We start from the raw sequence: 16,459 nt of genomic DNA on the forward strand, positions 1-16,459 counted from the left end.
GGTCTGCGGCTATCTGATCGCCGCGACATTGCTGCCGGACGTTGCCGCCACCTTGCGCGGACTTTACGGCGCGCAGATTCCCGGCGAGCTGTCGCTGCGGCCAGAGTGGTGGCTCGCCGGCATCGCCATCAGCATCCTCGGCACGCTCGCCGCCGCCTCCGCGGCGCTGATCAAAGCAGCGCGGCTGCCGGTGCTGGCGGCGGCGCAACCCTATGCCTGGCAGCAAGCGCAGCATCGCTGGCTGATCGTGCAGGCGGCGGCCGCGCTCGCGGTGTTCGCGGCCGGCGCCGGCTTTCTGTGGTTCGGCGATTCGCTGCTGTCGGGTTTCGCGGTGCTGGCAGCGATCCTGCTCGGTGCCGCGCTCGGGTTGCCGGCGATCCTCGGACTGGTGCTCGCGCTCGGCGAAAAGCTGGCGCGCGGCCCGCTGACGACCTGGTTCTGGGCCGACAGCCGGCTGCAGCTTTCCGGCCTGTCGCTGGCGCTGATGGCGCTGCTGCTGGCGCTGGGGGTCAATGTCGGCGTCGGCACCATGGTCGAGAGTTTCAGCCGGACCTTCCAGCGCTGGCTCGACGGCCGGCTCGCCGCCGAAGTGTATCTGAACGCCGCCAACAACCAGCAGGCTGCCGAAATCCGCACCTGGCTGAAGGGACGACCGGAAGTCACCGCTCTGCTGCCCGGCGCGCGCACCGAGGTGAAGCTCCAGGGCCAGCCGGTGGAGCTGATCGGGTTCGCCGACGACGCTACCTATCGGGATCACTGGCCGCTGCTCGAACACACCAAAGACGTCTGGGACCGAGTCGCGCGCGGCAATGCGGCGCTGGTCAGCGAGCAGCTCTGGCGCCGGCTCGGCGTCAAGCTCGGCGACCGCATCGTGGTGCCGACCGACCGCGGACCATGGCCGGTCGAGGTGGTGGCGATCTATGCCGACTACGGCAATCCCCGCGGCCAGCTCGGCGTCGCGTTCGACGCGCTCACCGGACATTTCCCCGACATCGCCAGAACCCGCCTCGGCCTGCGGGTCGATCCCGTCCGGGTGCCGGCACTGATCAAGGCGTTGCGCGAGAACTTCGCGTTCGGCGAACGCAGCCTCGCCGATCAGGCAACGCTGAAGGCGATCTCCAAGCAGATCTTCAGCCGCACCTTCGCGGTGACGACCGCGCTCAACGCTTTCACGCTCGGCATCGCCGGCGTGGCGCTGCTGACCAGCCTCCTGACGCTCGGCGCATCGCGGCTGCCGCAGGTCGCCCCGCTGTGGGCGATCGGCATCACCCGCCGCCGGCTGGCGCTGATCGAACTGATGAAGACGCTGGCGATGGCGGCGATCACCGCGCTGGTGGCACTGCCGCTCGGCCTGATGGTGGCGTGGTGTCTGATCGCGGTGGTCAACGTCAAGGCTTTTGGCTGGCGGCTGCCGTTCGAAGTGTTTCCGTTCGAACTCGCCAAGCTGGTCGGCGTCGCGCTGCTGGCGACGCTGCTGGCGGCGGCGCTGCCGATCCTGAAGCTGGTGCGGATGCAACCGGCGCGGCTGGTCAAGGTGTTTACCGATGAGCGCTGACCGCATCAGCCGCCGCAGCTTCGCCGTCTCCCTGCTCGCCGCGGCCGTCGCGTCGCCGCGAGCTGCGGCCCAGGGTTTCGCCGGCCTCGGCAGCGACGCCGGCGAGTTCGCGCCGGTGGTGCGCGGTCGCAAGCTGGTGTTTCCCGACGATCACGGCCCGCATCCGGAGTTCCGGATCGAATGGTGGTACCTCACGGCCAACCTGAGAGATGCATCAGGCAACGCCTATGGGGCGCAGTGGACGCTGTTCCGTCAGGCGATGACGCCGGGCCCGCAACGCGGCGGCTGGGCCAATCAGCAGATCTGGATGGCACATGCCGGCGTCACCGGCGCCGGAATGCATCGCTTCGCCGAGAAATTTTCGCGGGGCGGCGTCGGCGTTGCGGAAGTCGAGGCGGCGCCGTTTGGGGCCGTGATCGACGACTGGGCGATGCAGGCGACCGAATCGATGCAGGCCGAGACATTGTCGCCGCTCTCGGTCACCGCCAGCGCGGCCGATTTCAGCTACGCACTGAAGCTGAGCGCCGACAGGCCGCTGGTGCTGCAGGGCGACAACGGCTACTCGCGCAAGTCCGAACGCGGCCAGGCCTCCTACTACTACAGCCAGCCGTATTTCACCGCGTCCGGCACGCTCACTCTCGATGGCCGCGCCATTGTGGTCGAAGGCGTGGCCTGGATGGACCGCGAATGGTCGAGCCAGCCGCTCGCCTCCGACCAGACCGGCTGGGACTGGTTTTCGCTGCACCTGTCCTCCGGCGACAAGGTGATGCTGTTCCGGCTGCGGCAGCGCGACGGCAGCAACTACTTCGCCGGCAACTGGATCGGCACCGACGGCCGCTCGGTGCCGCTGTCGCCGGATCAGATCACGCTCGAACCGCTCGGCTACACCACGATCGGCGAACGCAAGCTGCCGACACGCTGGCAGGTGGCGGTCGCCGGACATGAGCTCGCGATCGAGACGACGCCGCTCAACCCGACGAGCTGGATGGGCACCAGCTTCCCGTACTGGGAAGGGCCGATCACCTTCAACGGTAACAGGAGCGGTGTCGGGTATCTTGAGATGACAGGGTATTGAGTTCAAGCTGCGCACAACCGGCGGCCATCAGCCGGGCGAGAACGAACCTAGCGGGAGCCCTTGGATGTTTCATTACACCACGATCGCCACCCTTCTTGCGTTGATGTTCTATTTCTACACCTCGTTGCAGGTCGCGCGGGCGCGGATGCTGTACGGCGTCAAAGCGCCGGCAATCACCGGACACCCCGAATTCGAGCGGGTATTCCGAATACAGGCCAATACGTTGGAATGGATGCCGATCTTCCTGCCGTCGCTGTGGCTGTTCGCCTACTATCTCAGCGACGCGATCGCGGCCGCGGCGGGCGCGGTGTGGATCATCGGACGGATCCTCTACATGCTGGGCTATGCCGAAGCCCCCGAAAAGCGCGGCCTCGGCTTCGCCGTGCAGATGGTGGCGACCGCCTTCCTGTGGGGCGGCTCGGTGTACGGCGTGGTGCACCAGATGTTGGGGGCTTGATCCGAGCATAGCGAGCTCCCTCTCCCGCTTGCGGGAGAGGGTTGGGGTGAGGGCGCCCCAGGCAGTGACTCAGCGATCCGCAGAGAGGAGTGCACTCATCGGATCGCTACGCGATCCAACCTCTCCCGCAAGCGGGAGAGGTTGCGCAGCGCTCGGCGCCGGCTCTCACTACAAAGGCTCGATAAGCGCTCACTTGGTGAGCGGGCAGCCGCTTTCCGCCGCAGTCGGGAACGCCTTGTCGCCCGGCACGGTGGCGAGCAGCTTGTAGTAGTCCCACGGCTTCTTCGACTCTTCCGGCTTCTTGACCTCGAACAGATACATGTCGTGGACGAAGCGGCCGTTGGCCAGCACCTTGCCGGACGCGAACGCGTCGTCGACCGGCAGTTCCTTCAGCTTCTTGGCCACCGCGTCGGTGTCCTTGGTGCCGGCAGCCTTGACGGCTTTCAGATAGGACAGCGTCGCCGAATAGGTGCCGGCCTGAATCATGCTGGGCATCCGGTTGGTCCGTTTGAAGAACCGCTCGGCGAACTGCCGCGATTTGTCGTCGCGATCCCAGTAATAGGCTTCGGTCAGCACCAGCCCCTGCGCCGCCTTGAGGCCGAGACCGTTCACTTCGGCGATCGTCATCAACAGGCCCGCCAGCTTCTGGCCGCCTGCGACGATGCCGAATTCAGCGGCCTGCTTGATCGAGTTGGCGGTGTCGAGGCCGGCATTGGCGAGACCGACGACCTTGGCTTTGGACGCTTGCGCCTGCAGCAGGAACGAGGAGAAGTCAGAGGAATTCAGCGGATGCCGGACCGAGCCGAGCACCTTGCCGCCGCTGGCGAGAACGATCTCGCTGGTGTCCTTCTCCAGCGCATAGCCGAACGCGTAGTCCGCGGTGAGGAAGAACCAGCTATCGCCGCCGGCCTTGACCAGCGCGCCGCCGGTGCCGACCGCGAGTGCATGGGTGTCGAACGCCCAGTGGAACCCGTAAGGCTGGCAGGCATCGCCGGTGATCCGCGAGGTCGCGGCGCCGACCACGATGTCGATCTTCTTCTTTTCCTTCGACAGATCCTGGATCGCCAGCGCTACCGACGAGGTGGTGAGCTCCGTGATCATGTCGACGCCGTCGACGTCGTACCATTTGCGCGCGATCGCAACCGCGTTGTCGGGCTTGTTCTGATGATCGGCGGAGATGATCTCGATCTTTTGCCCCAGCACCTCACCGCCGAAATCCTCGACCGCCATCTTGGCGGCTTCAAGCGACCACTTGCCGCCGTAGTCGGCATAGACGCCCGACTGGTCGTTGAGGATGCCGATCTTGACGCCCTGCGCCGAGGCCGGCGTGACGGCAACGAGGGCCGTGGCCGCGAGCGCGGCGGAAAGAAGTTTGAGTTTCATGGCGTGCCTCCCAGTGTTTTGGTTGGCGCGCAGCTTAGTTAGGAAAAATGCCGCTGCCCAGCGGATTGTGCAGCAGCGACAGCCGTTAGAGGCCGTCGAATTTGTAGGCCGCCTGCAGGAAAGTTCCGTATCGTTCGGTGCGCGTCGGCAGCGTCTGGCACGGACACTCGGTGCCGAAGATGTTGGTGTAAGCGTTAGTGGTCGCCCACATCGCCCAATACCGCGCGCCGGCGCCGACGCTGAACGCATTCGTGACCTGATACGACAGGATCGCCTCGAGCTGCACGCCCTGCCCGGTTCCCCGCTCCGGCGAAACCGTATCGGTGACATCGGTACGCAGCACGTGGTTGTCGGTTCCGAACATCTTCAGATAGGGCAGATAGGCGGCGTCGGCGGAGAGCTTCAGCCCGCGGCCTAGTCCGAGTTCGCCGTTGAATCCGACCCGCAGCGAATGCCAGGTGTTGTTTTCGGTCATGGCGAGAACGCTGTTCGAAATCGGCTGCGCGCAGATCAGCGACGTGGCGCCCGCCGTCTGAACGCAGCCATAGGCCGACTTGTTCTCGCGATAATAATTGTAGCCGACGAAGCCGCCGAACTTGTACCCCGGCCCGCGCAGCAGATCGTAGCCGACATCGAGCGTCGCATAGGCGATGCTACCCTTGACCGGGTCCGACAACGTGTTCGAGTAGGGGATGCCGTCGGTGGCGATCCAGTCCTCGTCGTTCATGTGCCCGCTCAGCAGGGTGCCGCCGCCGGCGAAGCCCTTGAGGAACGTGTCGTAGGGACCATCGACCCGGCCGAAGGCTTCGCCCGATGCGGCGGTGCTTTGATAGGTCAGCCGCGAGATCAGGAAGTTCTGAGCGCCCTGATCGACCGTCGCGCCGAGATCCTTCTGGAAGCGTCCCGAACTGTACCAGACCCGGCCGCCGACCTCGACCGCGCCGCGCTCGACGACATCGACCCCGGCCTGGCTGCCGCGCAGATGATAGTCGTCGAATCGCGCGTCGACATCGCCGCCGAATTTGAGATTGAGACCGACCTTCACGGCGTGCAGGTCCTGCTCGACCTTGCTGGTGCCCTGCGGGGTGGGGAAATAGCCGACGCCCGGCACCAGCCGGAAGCTCGATGGCGTCGCCATGTCGCGGCTGCCGAAATCGGCGTAGCCGTATTCGAGCTTCACCGACCAGGCCGGCGCCAGCGCCCGTTCGATGCCGGCGCCGACGGTCCAGCCCCAGCGGCCGTTATCCGCATCGGTCGAATGACCGAGCGGATAGCCGACGGTAATATCGAGCCGTTCGCTGAGGAAGGCGGCGCCGGCTTTGGCATAGAGCAGCGTCCGGCCGCCGCGGCCGGTGACCAGGCCGGCGCGGCCGGTCAGCGTCGCCAGCGCATCCTGACGGACGCGACAATTGGACGAAATGAACAACCCCGACGACGCCATGCAGGTGTCGGTGCCCTTGGCGTTCATCGAGCTGAGATCGGCCTCGACGCCGATCAGCCAATTCGCGTTCGGCTGGTAGTTGTAACCGACCTGGATGCCGGCGAGTGCCGCCGGGCTGCGGACGTTGCCGCCGTACAGACCGGGGCCGGCGGGATCGCTGAAGCTCGACGAGCCGAAGCTGCCGCCGACATGGACGCCCCAATACAGCCCGGTCCAGTTCCATTGGACCGGCGCAGCAGGCATGAGCGGAGGAAAGCCCGGCATGTCGGCCGCTGCGGCCGGCGAGATCACCGTCGCAAGCGCGGCTGCGGTAACAAGGATTCGTCTCATGGCATCACACTCTGCTCGGCACAACGATGCCGAGCAGAATGCGCGCCATGGATTAAAAAAACGGTAACCGTGTTTGTTAGCTAGCCGCTAACCATGCGCAACCACGCCGCGCAGCACCAGCCGGTTGAGCCGGCCGGCGAAGGCGGCGGGGTCTTCGGGCAGTTCGCCGTCGAGAATCTGCGCCTGCTCCAGCAGCAGGAACGACAGATCGGCCGCTTCGGCCTTGTCGTCCTTGGCCCTACCGAGCGCCGCAACCAGCGGATGCTTCAGATTGATTTCGAGCACCGGCTTGGTGGCGGCGCCCTTGTTGGCGCGCGCCAGCATCTTCTCGAGTTCGCGGTCCGGGCCCATGCCACCCGCGACCAGACAGGAGGCGCTGGACGTCAGCCGCTGCGACGCCTTGACGTCGGAGACGCGATCGCCGAGCGCGTCCTTGATCACCGCGATCACGGTCGCCTCGTCGGCCTTGGTGTCGTCGCTGCCGTCCTTGTCCTGGTCCTGATCGAGCTTCGGAATCAGATCGAAATTGACGTCGCCCTGGCTCAGCGACTTCAGCGGCTTGCCGCCGAAATCGAGCTGCGCGGAGGTCCAGAACGCATCCACCGGATCGGTCAGCAGCAGCACTTCGATGCCCCGCGCGGCGGCGGATTCCAGCTTCGGGTTGGATTTCAACCGCTCGAGCGAGTCGCCGACCAGATAATAGATCTCGGTCTGGTTCTCCTTCATCGCCTCGACATACTGCTTCAGCGACCGCTTCTCGCCGGCCGTGGTGGTGAAGCGGGCCAGCGACAGCAGCTTCTCGCGGCGCTCGAAGTCCTCGTACAGGCCCTCCTTCAGCACCGGCCCGAACGCGTCCCAGATCTTGGCGAAGTCCTCCGGCTTCTTGTCGGCGAGGCTTTCCAGCTCGCCGATCACCTTGCCGGTCACCGCACTGCGGATCTGCGCGAGCTGCGGATTCTTCTGCAGCATCTCGCGCGACAGATTGAGCGGCAGATCCTCCGAATCGATCACCCCGCGCAGGAAGCGCAGATAGGGCGGCAGCATCTCGGCTTCCGAGGTGATGAAGACGCGGCGGACGTAGAGCTTGATCTTGCCCTTGCGCTCCGGCTCGAACAGGTCGAACGGCTTGGTCGATGGCGCGAATAGCAGCACCGCATAGGACTGCCGGCCCTCGGCGCGATAATGCAGCGTCATCGCCGGCTCGTCGAACGCGCCCGCGATCTGCTTGTAGGCCTGCTTGTAATCGTCCTCGCTCAGCTCCGACTTCGAGCGCTGCCAAAGCGCGCTGGCCGAATTGATCTGGCGCGGCTCGCCTTCCTCCGGCACCAGCAGAATCGGGAACTGGATGTTGTCGGAGTATTCGGTGACGATCCGCTCGATCTGCCAGTCTTCGAGATATTTCGATGCGTCGGGCTTCAGATGCAGCACGATCTCGGTGCCGCGTTCGATCCGCGCCGCATCCTCGTCGGAGGCCCGGCCGATTTCGAACCCGGCGCCGCCCGCGGACGTCCAGGTCCAGACGTCGTCCGATCCGGCGCGGCGGCTGGTGACGGTGATCTTGTCGGCCACCATGAAGGCGGCATAGAAGCCGACGCCGAACTGGCCGATCAGGCCGGCGCTGTCCTTGGATTCGGTGAGCTTGGAAATGAACGATTTGGTGCCGGACTTGGCGATGGTGCCGAGGTTGTCGATCAGCTCCTGGCGATCCATGCCGATGCCGTGGTCGACGATCGTCAGGGTGTCGGGCGCCTTCTTCGGAACGATCCGGATGTTCGGTTCGCCGCCCTTCTCCATCAGCTCGGGCTTTGCGATCGACTCGTAGCGCAGCTTGTCGAGCGCGTCGGAGGCGTTGGAGATGAGCTCGCGCAGGAAGATATCGGTCTCTGAATAGACCGAGTGCACCATCAGGTTCAAAAGCTCGGCTACTTCGGCCTGGAACGGCTTCGTCTCGCTGGCGGTATCAGTCATGGTCATGGCGAATGTCGCTGGTCCTGCAGAAGGAATGTGAGGGAAAGCCGGGATATAGCGCGCGGCCGGGCGATGGCAAGGTGGCGGCGCCGGTTCAGAACCGGCCCGGCCCGGCCGAGGCCACCGCGGCGCAGCAACAGGCCTTGAGGCCGCCAAGCTCGGAACGCGACAGCCGCAGGCTCCAGCCATAGGCGTCGAGCACGTCCTGGACGATCGCCAGCCCCAGCCCTGCGCCCTCGCCGCGCTGGTCGAGCCGGATGCCGCGCGACAGCACCTCGGTGCGCGCCGCTTCATCCAAGCCCTCGCCATCGTCCTCGATCACGATGCAGAACTCGTCGGCGTCGCAGGCGGTACCGATCCGAACCAGCGACTTGCCGTGGCGGGTGGCATTGTCGAGCAGATTGCCGAGCACCTCGGCGAGGTCGGTGCGCTCGATCGGCACCGCCACATAGTCCGCGACCTCGATGGCATAGTCGATCGCGCTGCCGGCCGGGGTGCGCGACTGGATCGTCACCAACGATCGCACCAGCGGCAACAGCTCCACCGTCACGCTTTCACCGCGCCGTGCGGCGCCGCGCAGCCTGGCCCGCGCCAGCTCGCGGTCGACGTGCCGGCTCATCGCCGCGCCGACCGCCTCGATGTCGCGGGCGAGCTTGTCCTCGCCGCGCTCGCGCAGCCGCGCCGCGTCGCCGGCAAGCGCCGCGAGCGGCGTCTTCAGGCCGTGGGCCAGATCTGCGGCGCGGTCGCGCGAGCGTTCGATCTCGCGCGCCTGCGCGTCCAGCAGCGCGTTGACCTCCTCCACCAGCGGCCTCACCTCGTCCGGCACCGCCTCTGGCAGACGGCGGCTGCGGCCGGAGCGGATCGCAGCGACGTCACGGCGCAAGGCCACGAGAGGCCGCAGCCCCAGCATCACCTGCACGGAAGTCGCGACAGCTAGAACCACCCCGAGGAGTCCAAGCGCGACCACCAGATCCCGTGCGAAAGCCTGACCGGCGGCCTCGACCCGCGTCAGGTCGACCGCCACGGCGGCGCGAATCGGAACGCTCTTGCCGGCGACAGTGAGCAGAACCCGTCGTTCGACGATCGACAGCCGGGCCCCGAACGGCCCGGCGATGTCGTGATGATGCACCTCGGCGGGCCCGGGCTGATCGATCGGCACCGTCAGTCGGTCGTCCCATAGCGAGCGCGAGCGCACGAGCTGATCGCCGTCGTCGCCGACCTGCCAGTACAGCCCCGACAGCGGTTCGGAAAACCGCGGATCGGTCGGCGGTTGCACCACCGCAAGCCGGCCGTCGGGCCCGGCCTCGACACCGGCGATCAATTGCTTCAGCGACACTTCCAGATCGTCCGCGATGGTGCGGGTGACGTGGCGCTCGAACAGGAATGTCAGCGCCAAGCCGGCGACGCTGAGCGCGATCAGGATCGCCGCGGCACCGCCGGCGATCAGCCGCAGCCGCAGCGAGCTGTGCCTCATGAACGCTCGTCCGCCACGATGTAGCCGAAGCCGCGACGGGTCTCGATCAGGTCGACCCCGATCTTGCGGCGAACGCGGCCCACCAGCACCTCGATGGCGTTGGAATCGTGGGCGTCGTCCTGGCCGTAGATGTTCTCGGCCAGCTCGAACTGCGACACCACCCGGCCGCGATGCAGCACCAGGTAGGATGCGAGCCGGTACTCCAGTGGCGACAGCGCCACCGGCTTGCCGCGGACGCTGACCTGCATCTGGCGCTCGTCGAGCGTGACATCGCCGATGCTGACGACCGACGACGCGTGGCCGGCCGACCGCCGCACGATCGAGCGCAGCCGCGCCAGCAGCTCCTCCATCTGGAAAGGCTTCGGCAGGTAATCGTCGGCGCCGGCATCGATGCCGTCGACCCGTTCGGCCCAGCTTCCGCGCGCGGTGAGGATCAGCACCGGGGTGAGGCGTCCGTTGTCGCGCCAGCGCTTCAGGATGGTGAGGCCGTCGAGGCCCGGCAGGCCGAGGTCGAGGATGATGGCGGCATAGTCCTCGGTGTCACCGCGAAACCACGCCTCCTCGCCGTCGCCGACGATTTCAGCGAGGTAGCCGGCCTCGCCGAGGCCGCGCCCCAGCTCCGACGCGATCCGGCTGTCGTCCTCGACCACCAGCACCCGCATCATTTCTCCTTGGTGCGACGGATCTCGCCACTGCGCCCATCGACATAGACCTCGTACAGCCGGCCCCGCTTGTCGACCACCACGAATTCGTACAGCCATTGATCGTGGCGCCGCTCGATCTCGACGCCGGTGATCTCGCCGGGGAGTTTGCCGCGAATCATGCCGAGCAGCTCGGCCAGCGGGCGGATTTCGCCACGCTCGACGGCGAGGCGGGCTTCGTCATGATCTTGGCGGCGGTCGTGGTGATGATGATCGTGGTCGTGCGCCGCGACGGGCGCGGCCGACATCAGCACCGCGGCGGCGACCAGCCCGAACCAGACGATAACAATGCGTGCCATCGCTCTCCGACCGGCCAGCTCCAACAGCGCGGAGTCTGCGCCAGGCCCGCTGACGGCTCGCTGACAACGATCAATCCGGGCGCGCTATCCGTTGCCGCGCGAAAACAGCGGCCGCAGCACCCCTGCGACCAGCCCGGCCGCGATCAGCAGGCCGACCACCGGGATCCACAGCAGAAACGCCCCGAGCAGCAGCACCAGAACCACGGCAATCACCGCGCCGATCGCCAGCGCCATCAGGAACAGGCCGAGCGGACCGACCTTGCCGACAAAGACGTGCTCGGTGGTGTTCTGGTCGATGAAAATCCGCGTTCCCATCGGATCGTGGGTCTGTCCGGGCGGAATGATCTCCGGCTCATAGCGCGGCCGCTCCGGCGGCCTGGATTGATCGGTCATGATGCGAGTCCTTGGGGCGCGCGCGGCTCGGCTCCGGCGCGAATCCAGCATAGCCACAAAGGTGGCGAGCGCGAGAGCGTTTCCACAGGGGTTACGCGGCGATCGGCCGCGCGACACGCTGTTTCGACTGAGCAATACCGCCGATGCCGTGCTGAGCGGCCGAACAGCCGCTGCCGAACGAACTCAGGACGCGCGCAGGAGTTCCTTGGCCTGGGCCACCCGCTCCGGAAACGCCGCGGCCAGCGCGGCGCGATCGGCTTTCAGCACGCCGCGCTCGGTGATCAGGCCGGTAACGAGGCGTGCCGGGGTGACGTCGAAGCCGTAATTGGCGACCTTGGAGCCCTGCGGCACGATCCGCACCGTTTCGATCCGGCCATCGCTGGTACGGCCGGTCATGTCGGTGACCTCGGCGGCTTCGCGCTGCTCGATCGGGATTTCCTTCACGCCGTCGCGGATGGTGAAGTCGATCGTCGGCGACGGCAGCGCGACGTAGAACGGCACCTTGTTGTCGGCCGCCGCCAGCGCCTTCAGATAGGTGCCGATCTTGTTGCAGACGTCGCCTTCGGCGGTGACGCGGTCGGTGCCGACGATGACGATGTCGACCAGCCCGTGCTGCATCAGATGGCCGCCGGTATTGTCCGGAATCACGGTGTGATCGACGCCGTGATGGCCGAGCTCCCAGGCGGTGAGCGACGCGCCCTGGTTACGCGGGCGGGTCTCGTCGGCATACACATGGATCGGAATGCCGGCATCGAACGCCTGATAGATCGGCGCGGTCGCGGTGCCCCAATCCACCGTGGCCAGCCAGCCGGCGTTGCAATGGGTCAGCACATTGACGCGCTCGCCGGGCTTCTTGGTCGCCGCAATCGCCTCGATCAGCTTCAGGCCGCTGGCGCCGATCGCCTGATTGATGGCGACGTCTTCATCGGCAATCTCGCCGGCGCGCCGATAGGCCGCCGCGACGCGGTCCGCCGGCGGCACCGGGGCGAGCGCACGGCGCATTTCGTCGAGCGCCCATTTCAGATTGATGGCGGTCGGCCTGGTCGCGACCAGCTTCCGATAGGCGGCATCGAGCCCGGCGTCGGAGGCATCCTCGCGCATCGCCAGCGCCATGCCGTAGGCCGCGGTCGCACCGATCAGCGGGGCGCCGCGCACCAGCATGGTGCGGATCGCATCGGCTGCGTCATCGGAGCCGGTCAGCTTCACCACCACGTAGTCGTGCGGCAGCCGGCGCTGATCGATAGTGCCGACGGTCCAGCCATCAGCCTCGAGCCAGATCGTGCGGGTATGCTTGCCGTCGACTTTCATGGTGCCTCGCTGAGATCGAATCGGTCATTGCGAGCGAAGCGAAGCAATCCAGAAATTCACACGCCAAGCACTGGACTGCTTCGCTTCGCTCGCAATGACGAGGTTTACGCCTTCAAAACCCGCCCGGCCACCGCGTCGAGCTTCTTCAGCAGTTCCGGATCGCGCGCTTCGGGGGCGGTGATGAAGGCGGCATCGAGGGCGCGGTCGGAGCCGATCGGGCATTCCTCGTGCTCGCGCGGGAAGTCCTGTGCCAGCCGCGCCACCAGGCTCTTGGCCTTCTCGGCATTGGAGGTGAGAACGCGGACGATGTCCTGCACCGTCACCGCGTCATGGTCCGGGTGCCAGCAGTCGAAATCGGTGACCATCGCCACCGTCGCGTAGCAAATTTCCGCCTCACGGGCGAGCTTGGCCTCCGGCATGTTGGTCATGCCGATCACCGAATAGCCGAGCTGCTTGTAGGTCATACTCTCCGCATAGCTGGAGAACTGCGGCCCTTCCATGCACAGGTAGGTACCGCCGCGTGCCACCGAAATGCCCTCAGCCTCGGCGGCCGCGGCGAGGTGGATGCGGAGCCGCGGCGAAACCGGATGCGCCATCGAGACGTGGGCGACGCAGCCTTTACCGAAGAACGAGCTTTCGCGCTTGTAGGTGCGGTCGACGAACTGATCGACCAGCACGAAGGTGCCGGGCGGCAGCTCTTCCTTGAACGAGCCGCAGGCCGACAGCGAGATCAGGTCGGTGACGCCGGCGCGCTTCAGCACGTCGATATTGGCGCGGTAGTTGATGTCGGAGGGCGACAGCCGGTGGCCTTTGTCATGGCGCGGCATGAACACGATCGGCAGGCCGGCGATATTGCCGCGCCGCACCGCGGAAGACGGCTGCCCCCATGGGCTCTCGATCGCTTCCTCTCGGACGTCTTCCAGCCCGGGCAAATCATAGATCCCGGAGCCGCCGATAATGCCGAGCACGGCCTTAGTCATGGACTGTCTCCCCGACGAAAGCGTTTTCGAGCGAAGGGGTCACCGGTTCGCGTGAAGAAAACGCGTCACAACAAATCTGCCGCCGCATTCAACATGCGGGCGGGGCAGCGACAACCCCTTACGGCGGCGGATCAGCCAAACGTCTTATCTTACCGCGTTGTCGGACACGCCCATGACGGGCCGTCGCCGCGACGAATTTTCCTGTTCCCGAACCTACGACGATCGGATTAGGATCATCGCTAAGGCCACGCAAAAGCGGCCAAGGGGAGAGAAACAACGTGATGACTGGACGCGTCGTGTTCGGCGCCATGGAGGAGGTCGTCTACGGCCAGCCGGCTGCGACCGCTGTCACCGAACAGCTCGACCGGATCGGCGCGCAGCGCGCGCTGCTGATGGTGTCGGGCACGCTGAACCGCACCACCGACGAAATCGCAAAGATCAGGGATGCGCTCGGCAGCCGCTGTGCCGGGGTGTTCGACGCGATGCCGGCGCACACGCCGCGCAGCGCGGTCATCGCCGCCGCCGGACAGGCCCGCGCCGTCCAGGCCGACATCATCGTGACCGTCGGCGGCGGCTCGATCACCGACGGCGCCAAGGCGGTGCAGATCTGCCTCGCCAACGACATCACCAGCACCGCCGACATCGACCGCGTCCGCAACGTCACCGCGCCGATCGCCCCGACCGTGCGGCAGATCAGCGTGCCCACCACGATCTCCGGCGGCGAGTTCAGCGCGTTCGCCGGCGTCACCAACGAAACCACCAGGGTCAAGGAGAAGCTGGCGCATCCGCTGACGATGCCGCGCGCCGCGATCCTCGATCCGGCCATCACCCTGCACACGCCGGAATGGCTGTTTCTGTCGACCGGCATCCGCGCCGTCGATCACTGCGTCGAAGCGATCTGCTCGCGCGAAGCCCACCCCTATGGCGACGCCCAGGCGCTGCGCGGCCTTGCGATGCTGGCGACGGGGCTGCCGCGGGTGAAGGCCGCCCCGACCGATCTCGACGCCCGGCTCGACTGTCAGATCGGCGCCTGGCTGTCGATGGGGGCACTGTCGTCGGGCGTGCCGATGGGCGCCAGCCACGGCATCGGCTACGTGCTCGGCGCGGTGTTCGATGTGCCGCACGGCCACACCTCCTGCATCATGCTGCCCGCAGTGATGCGCTGGAACAGGATCGCCAACCGCGACCGTCAGGCGCTGGTCTCGGCCGCGATGGGCCACCCCGGCCAAGACGCCGGCGACGTGCTCGACGCGCTGATCCGCGTGCTCGGTATGCCGCGATCGTTGCAGGACGTGAATGTCGGCCCCGAGCATTTCGAGCGGATCGCCACCCAGGCGATGGGCACGCCGTGGGTGCCGCGCAATCCGCGCCCGATCGAGGGCCCCGCGCAGGTCCGCGAGATCCTGGAGCTGGCGGCGTGAGGATCATCACCATCGCCGTCATTGCGAGGAGCGAAGCGAAGCAATGACGGATGAATAGGCACTGAGGAACGAGGAGCACAATGTATCCCGGCCAGTTCGCGAAGACCCGTCCCGACCATCCCGCCTTCATCATGGCCTCGACCGGCGAGACCGTGAGCTATGCGGAGCTCGAAGCCCGCAGCAACCGTCTGGCGCATCTGCTGCGCAATCACGGCCTGCGGCGGATCGACCACTATTCGATCTTCATGGAGAACAACAATCGCTACATCGAGGCGTGCGGCGCCGGCGAGCGCAGCGGCTGTTACTACACCTGCGTCAATTCCTATCTGACGCCAGCCGAGCTCGCCTACATCCTGACCAATAGCGAATCCCGCGCGCTGATCACCTCGAAAGCCAAGCTCGACGTTGCCCGCGAGGCGCTGAAGGAATGCTCCAACGTCACGCTGTGCGTGGTCGTCGACGGCGACGGCGAGAGCGAGCGGATCGTCGGGCTCGCCGAAGCGACCAAGGATCTGCCGGACACGCCTATCGCCGACGAAAACCTCGGCACCGCGATGCTGTATTCGTCCGGCACCACCGGCCGGCCGAAGGGCATCCTGCGGCCGCTGCCGGAGCAGCCGCCATCTGAACCGCTGCCGCTGTTCCACTTCCTCAACATGCTGTGGAAGTATCGCGACGGCATGATCTACCTGTCGCCGGCCCCGCTGTATCACTCGGCGCCGCAGGCGGCGGTCGGCCTCACCATCCGGGTCGGCGGCACCGTGATCATCATGGAGCATTTCGATCCGGAGCAGTATCTGGCGCTGATCGAGAAGTACAAGGTGACGCACAGCCAACTCGTGCCGACGATGTTCTCGCGGATGCTGAAGCTGCCCGAGGAGGTCCGCAAGAAATACGACCTGTCGACCCTCGAGGTCGCGATCCACGCAGCGGCGCCCTGCCCACCGCAGGTCAAGGAACAGATGATCGAATGGTGGGGGCCGATCATCCACGAATATTACGGCGCCACCGAAGGCCTCGGCTTCACCGCCTGCAACAGCGCCGAATGGCTGGCGCATCGCGGCACCGTCGGCAAGGTGATGTTCGGCGACCTGCACATTCTCGACGACGGCATGAAGCCGTGCCCGAAAGGCACGCCCGGCCAGATCTGGTTCAAGACCGCGACGCCGTTCGAATATTTCAACGATCCGAAGAAGACCCAGGAGGCCCGCTCCGACAACGGCAGCATGAGCACGGTCGGCGATGTCGGCTATGTCGACGACGACGGCTATCTGCACCTCACCGATCGCGCCACCTTCATGATCATCTCCGGCGGCGTGAACATCTATCCGCAGGAGTGCGAGAACCTCTTGATCACCCATCCCAAGGTGGCGGACGCCGCAGTGTTCGGCGTGCCGAACGAGGATCTCGGCGAAGAGGTGAAAGCGGTGGTGCAGCCGGTCGAGGGCGTCGCCGCCGGTGCCGAGCTGGAGCAGGAACTGCTGGCGTTCTGCGCCCAGTCGCTGTCGCGCCAGAAGGTGCCGCGCTCGATCGATTTCACCGACGAAATGCCGCGCCTGCCCACCGGCAAACTCTACAAGCGCCTGCTGCGCGACAAATATTGGGGCAACAAGAACAGCCGGATCGTGTGAGGCGGAGCGGCGCGGCACAGCGCTCCCTCTCTCGCTTTGGCTT

The 16,459-nt window shown here is 66.3% G+C and carries 14 protein-coding genes; 5 read left to right on the forward strand and 9 right to left on the reverse strand.

The window, feature by feature from the left end; translation table 11 throughout:
• The 3 genes from DU475_RS13375 to DU475_RS13385 form a co-directional block, all read left to right on the forward strand.
• A partial coding sequence (locus tag DU475_RS13375) for an ABC transporter permease (RefSeq protein ID WP_164632416.1) occupies positions 1–1,555 on the forward strand: 1,555 nt, incomplete at its 5' end.
• Positions 1,545–2,630 carry a lipocalin-like domain-containing protein gene (locus tag DU475_RS13380; RefSeq protein ID WP_164632417.1) on the forward strand — a complete coding sequence of 362 codons (1,086 nt, stop codon included), beginning with the start codon at positions 1,545–1,547 and terminating at the stop codon, positions 2,628–2,630. The genes DU475_RS13375 and DU475_RS13380, both read left to right, overlap by 11 nt.
• Positions 2,631–2,694: 64 nt before the next feature.
• Complete coding sequence (locus DU475_RS13385) at positions 2,695–3,087, forward strand: MAPEG family protein (RefSeq protein ID WP_164632418.1); 393 nt, start codon at positions 2,695–2,697, stop codon at positions 3,085–3,087.
• A gap of 189 nt (positions 3,088–3,276) precedes the next feature.
• On the opposite strand, the gene DU475_RS13390 is transcribed toward DU475_RS13385, so the two are convergent.
• The 9 genes from DU475_RS13390 to DU475_RS13430 form a co-directional block, all read right to left on the reverse strand.
• On the reverse strand, positions 3,277–4,470 hold the full coding sequence (locus tag DU475_RS13390) for an ABC transporter substrate-binding protein (protein ID WP_142884097.1): 1,194 nt from the start codon (positions 4,468–4,470) through the stop codon (positions 3,277–3,279).
• Positions 4,471–4,555: 85 nt separating this feature from the next.
• Positions 4,556–6,241, reverse strand: a complete 1,686-nt coding sequence (locus tag DU475_RS13395) for an outer membrane beta-barrel protein (RefSeq protein WP_142884096.1) — start codon at positions 6,239–6,241, stop codon at positions 4,556–4,558.
• 87 nt (positions 6,242–6,328) lie between these two features.
• Positions 6,329–8,215 carry a molecular chaperone HtpG gene (gene htpG, locus DU475_RS13400; RefSeq protein ID WP_164632419.1) on the reverse strand — a complete coding sequence of 629 codons (1,887 nt, stop codon included), beginning with the start codon at positions 8,213–8,215 and terminating at the stop codon, positions 6,329–6,331.
• 88 nt (positions 8,216–8,303) lie between these two features.
• Positions 8,304–9,683, reverse strand: coding sequence for a sensor histidine kinase (locus tag DU475_RS13405; protein ID WP_164632420.1), 1,380 nt, complete (start codon positions 9,681–9,683; stop codon positions 8,304–8,306).
• Entirely contained in the window at positions 9,680–10,345 is a 666-nt protein-coding gene (locus DU475_RS13410; RefSeq protein ID WP_013504635.1) for a response regulator transcription factor, read from the reverse strand. The genes DU475_RS13405 and DU475_RS13410 overlap by 4 nt, the downstream gene beginning before the upstream one ends.
• A complete protein-coding gene (locus DU475_RS13415) occupies positions 10,345–10,632 on the reverse strand; it encodes a PepSY domain-containing protein (RefSeq protein ID WP_433962624.1) in 288 nt (95 codons plus the stop codon). Before DU475_RS13415 ends, DU475_RS13410 begins: the two co-directional genes overlap by 1 nt.
• A 135-nt stretch (positions 10,633–10,767) precedes the next feature.
• Positions 10,768–11,076 (reverse strand): hypothetical protein, encoded by a 309-nt coding sequence (locus tag DU475_RS13420; RefSeq protein WP_013504637.1) that lies wholly within the window; start codon positions 11,074–11,076, stop codon positions 10,768–10,770.
• 183 nt (positions 11,077–11,259) lie between these two features.
• Positions 11,260–12,384, reverse strand: coding sequence for an S-methyl-5-thioribose-1-phosphate isomerase (mtnA, locus tag DU475_RS13425; RefSeq protein ID WP_164632421.1), 1,125 nt, complete (start codon positions 12,382–12,384; stop codon positions 11,260–11,262).
• Between the two features lie 104 nt (positions 12,385–12,488).
• Entirely contained in the window at positions 12,489–13,364 is an 876-nt protein-coding gene (locus tag DU475_RS13430) for an S-methyl-5'-thioadenosine phosphorylase (protein WP_164632422.1), read from the reverse strand.
• A gap of 278 nt (positions 13,365–13,642) precedes the next feature.
• Here DU475_RS13430 and DU475_RS13435 point away from each other — a divergent pair, with 278 nt between their 5' ends.
• Together DU475_RS13435 and DU475_RS13440 are read left to right on the forward strand one after the other, a co-directional pair.
• On the forward strand, positions 13,643–14,785 hold the full coding sequence (locus DU475_RS13435) for an iron-containing alcohol dehydrogenase (RefSeq protein WP_349644188.1): 1,143 nt from the start codon (positions 13,643–13,645) through the stop codon (positions 14,783–14,785).
• An 80-nt stretch (positions 14,786–14,865) separates the two neighbouring features.
• Complete coding sequence (locus DU475_RS13440) at positions 14,866–16,416, forward strand: AMP-binding protein (RefSeq protein ID WP_164632424.1); 1,551 nt, start codon at positions 14,866–14,868, stop codon at positions 16,414–16,416.
• Positions 16,417–16,459: the final 43 nt, after the last annotated feature.

It is taken from the genome of Rhodopseudomonas sp. WA056, assembly GCF_010906995.1.
Classification (GTDB): Bacteria; Pseudomonadota; Alphaproteobacteria; order Rhizobiales; family Xanthobacteraceae; genus Rhodopseudomonas; species Rhodopseudomonas palustris_G.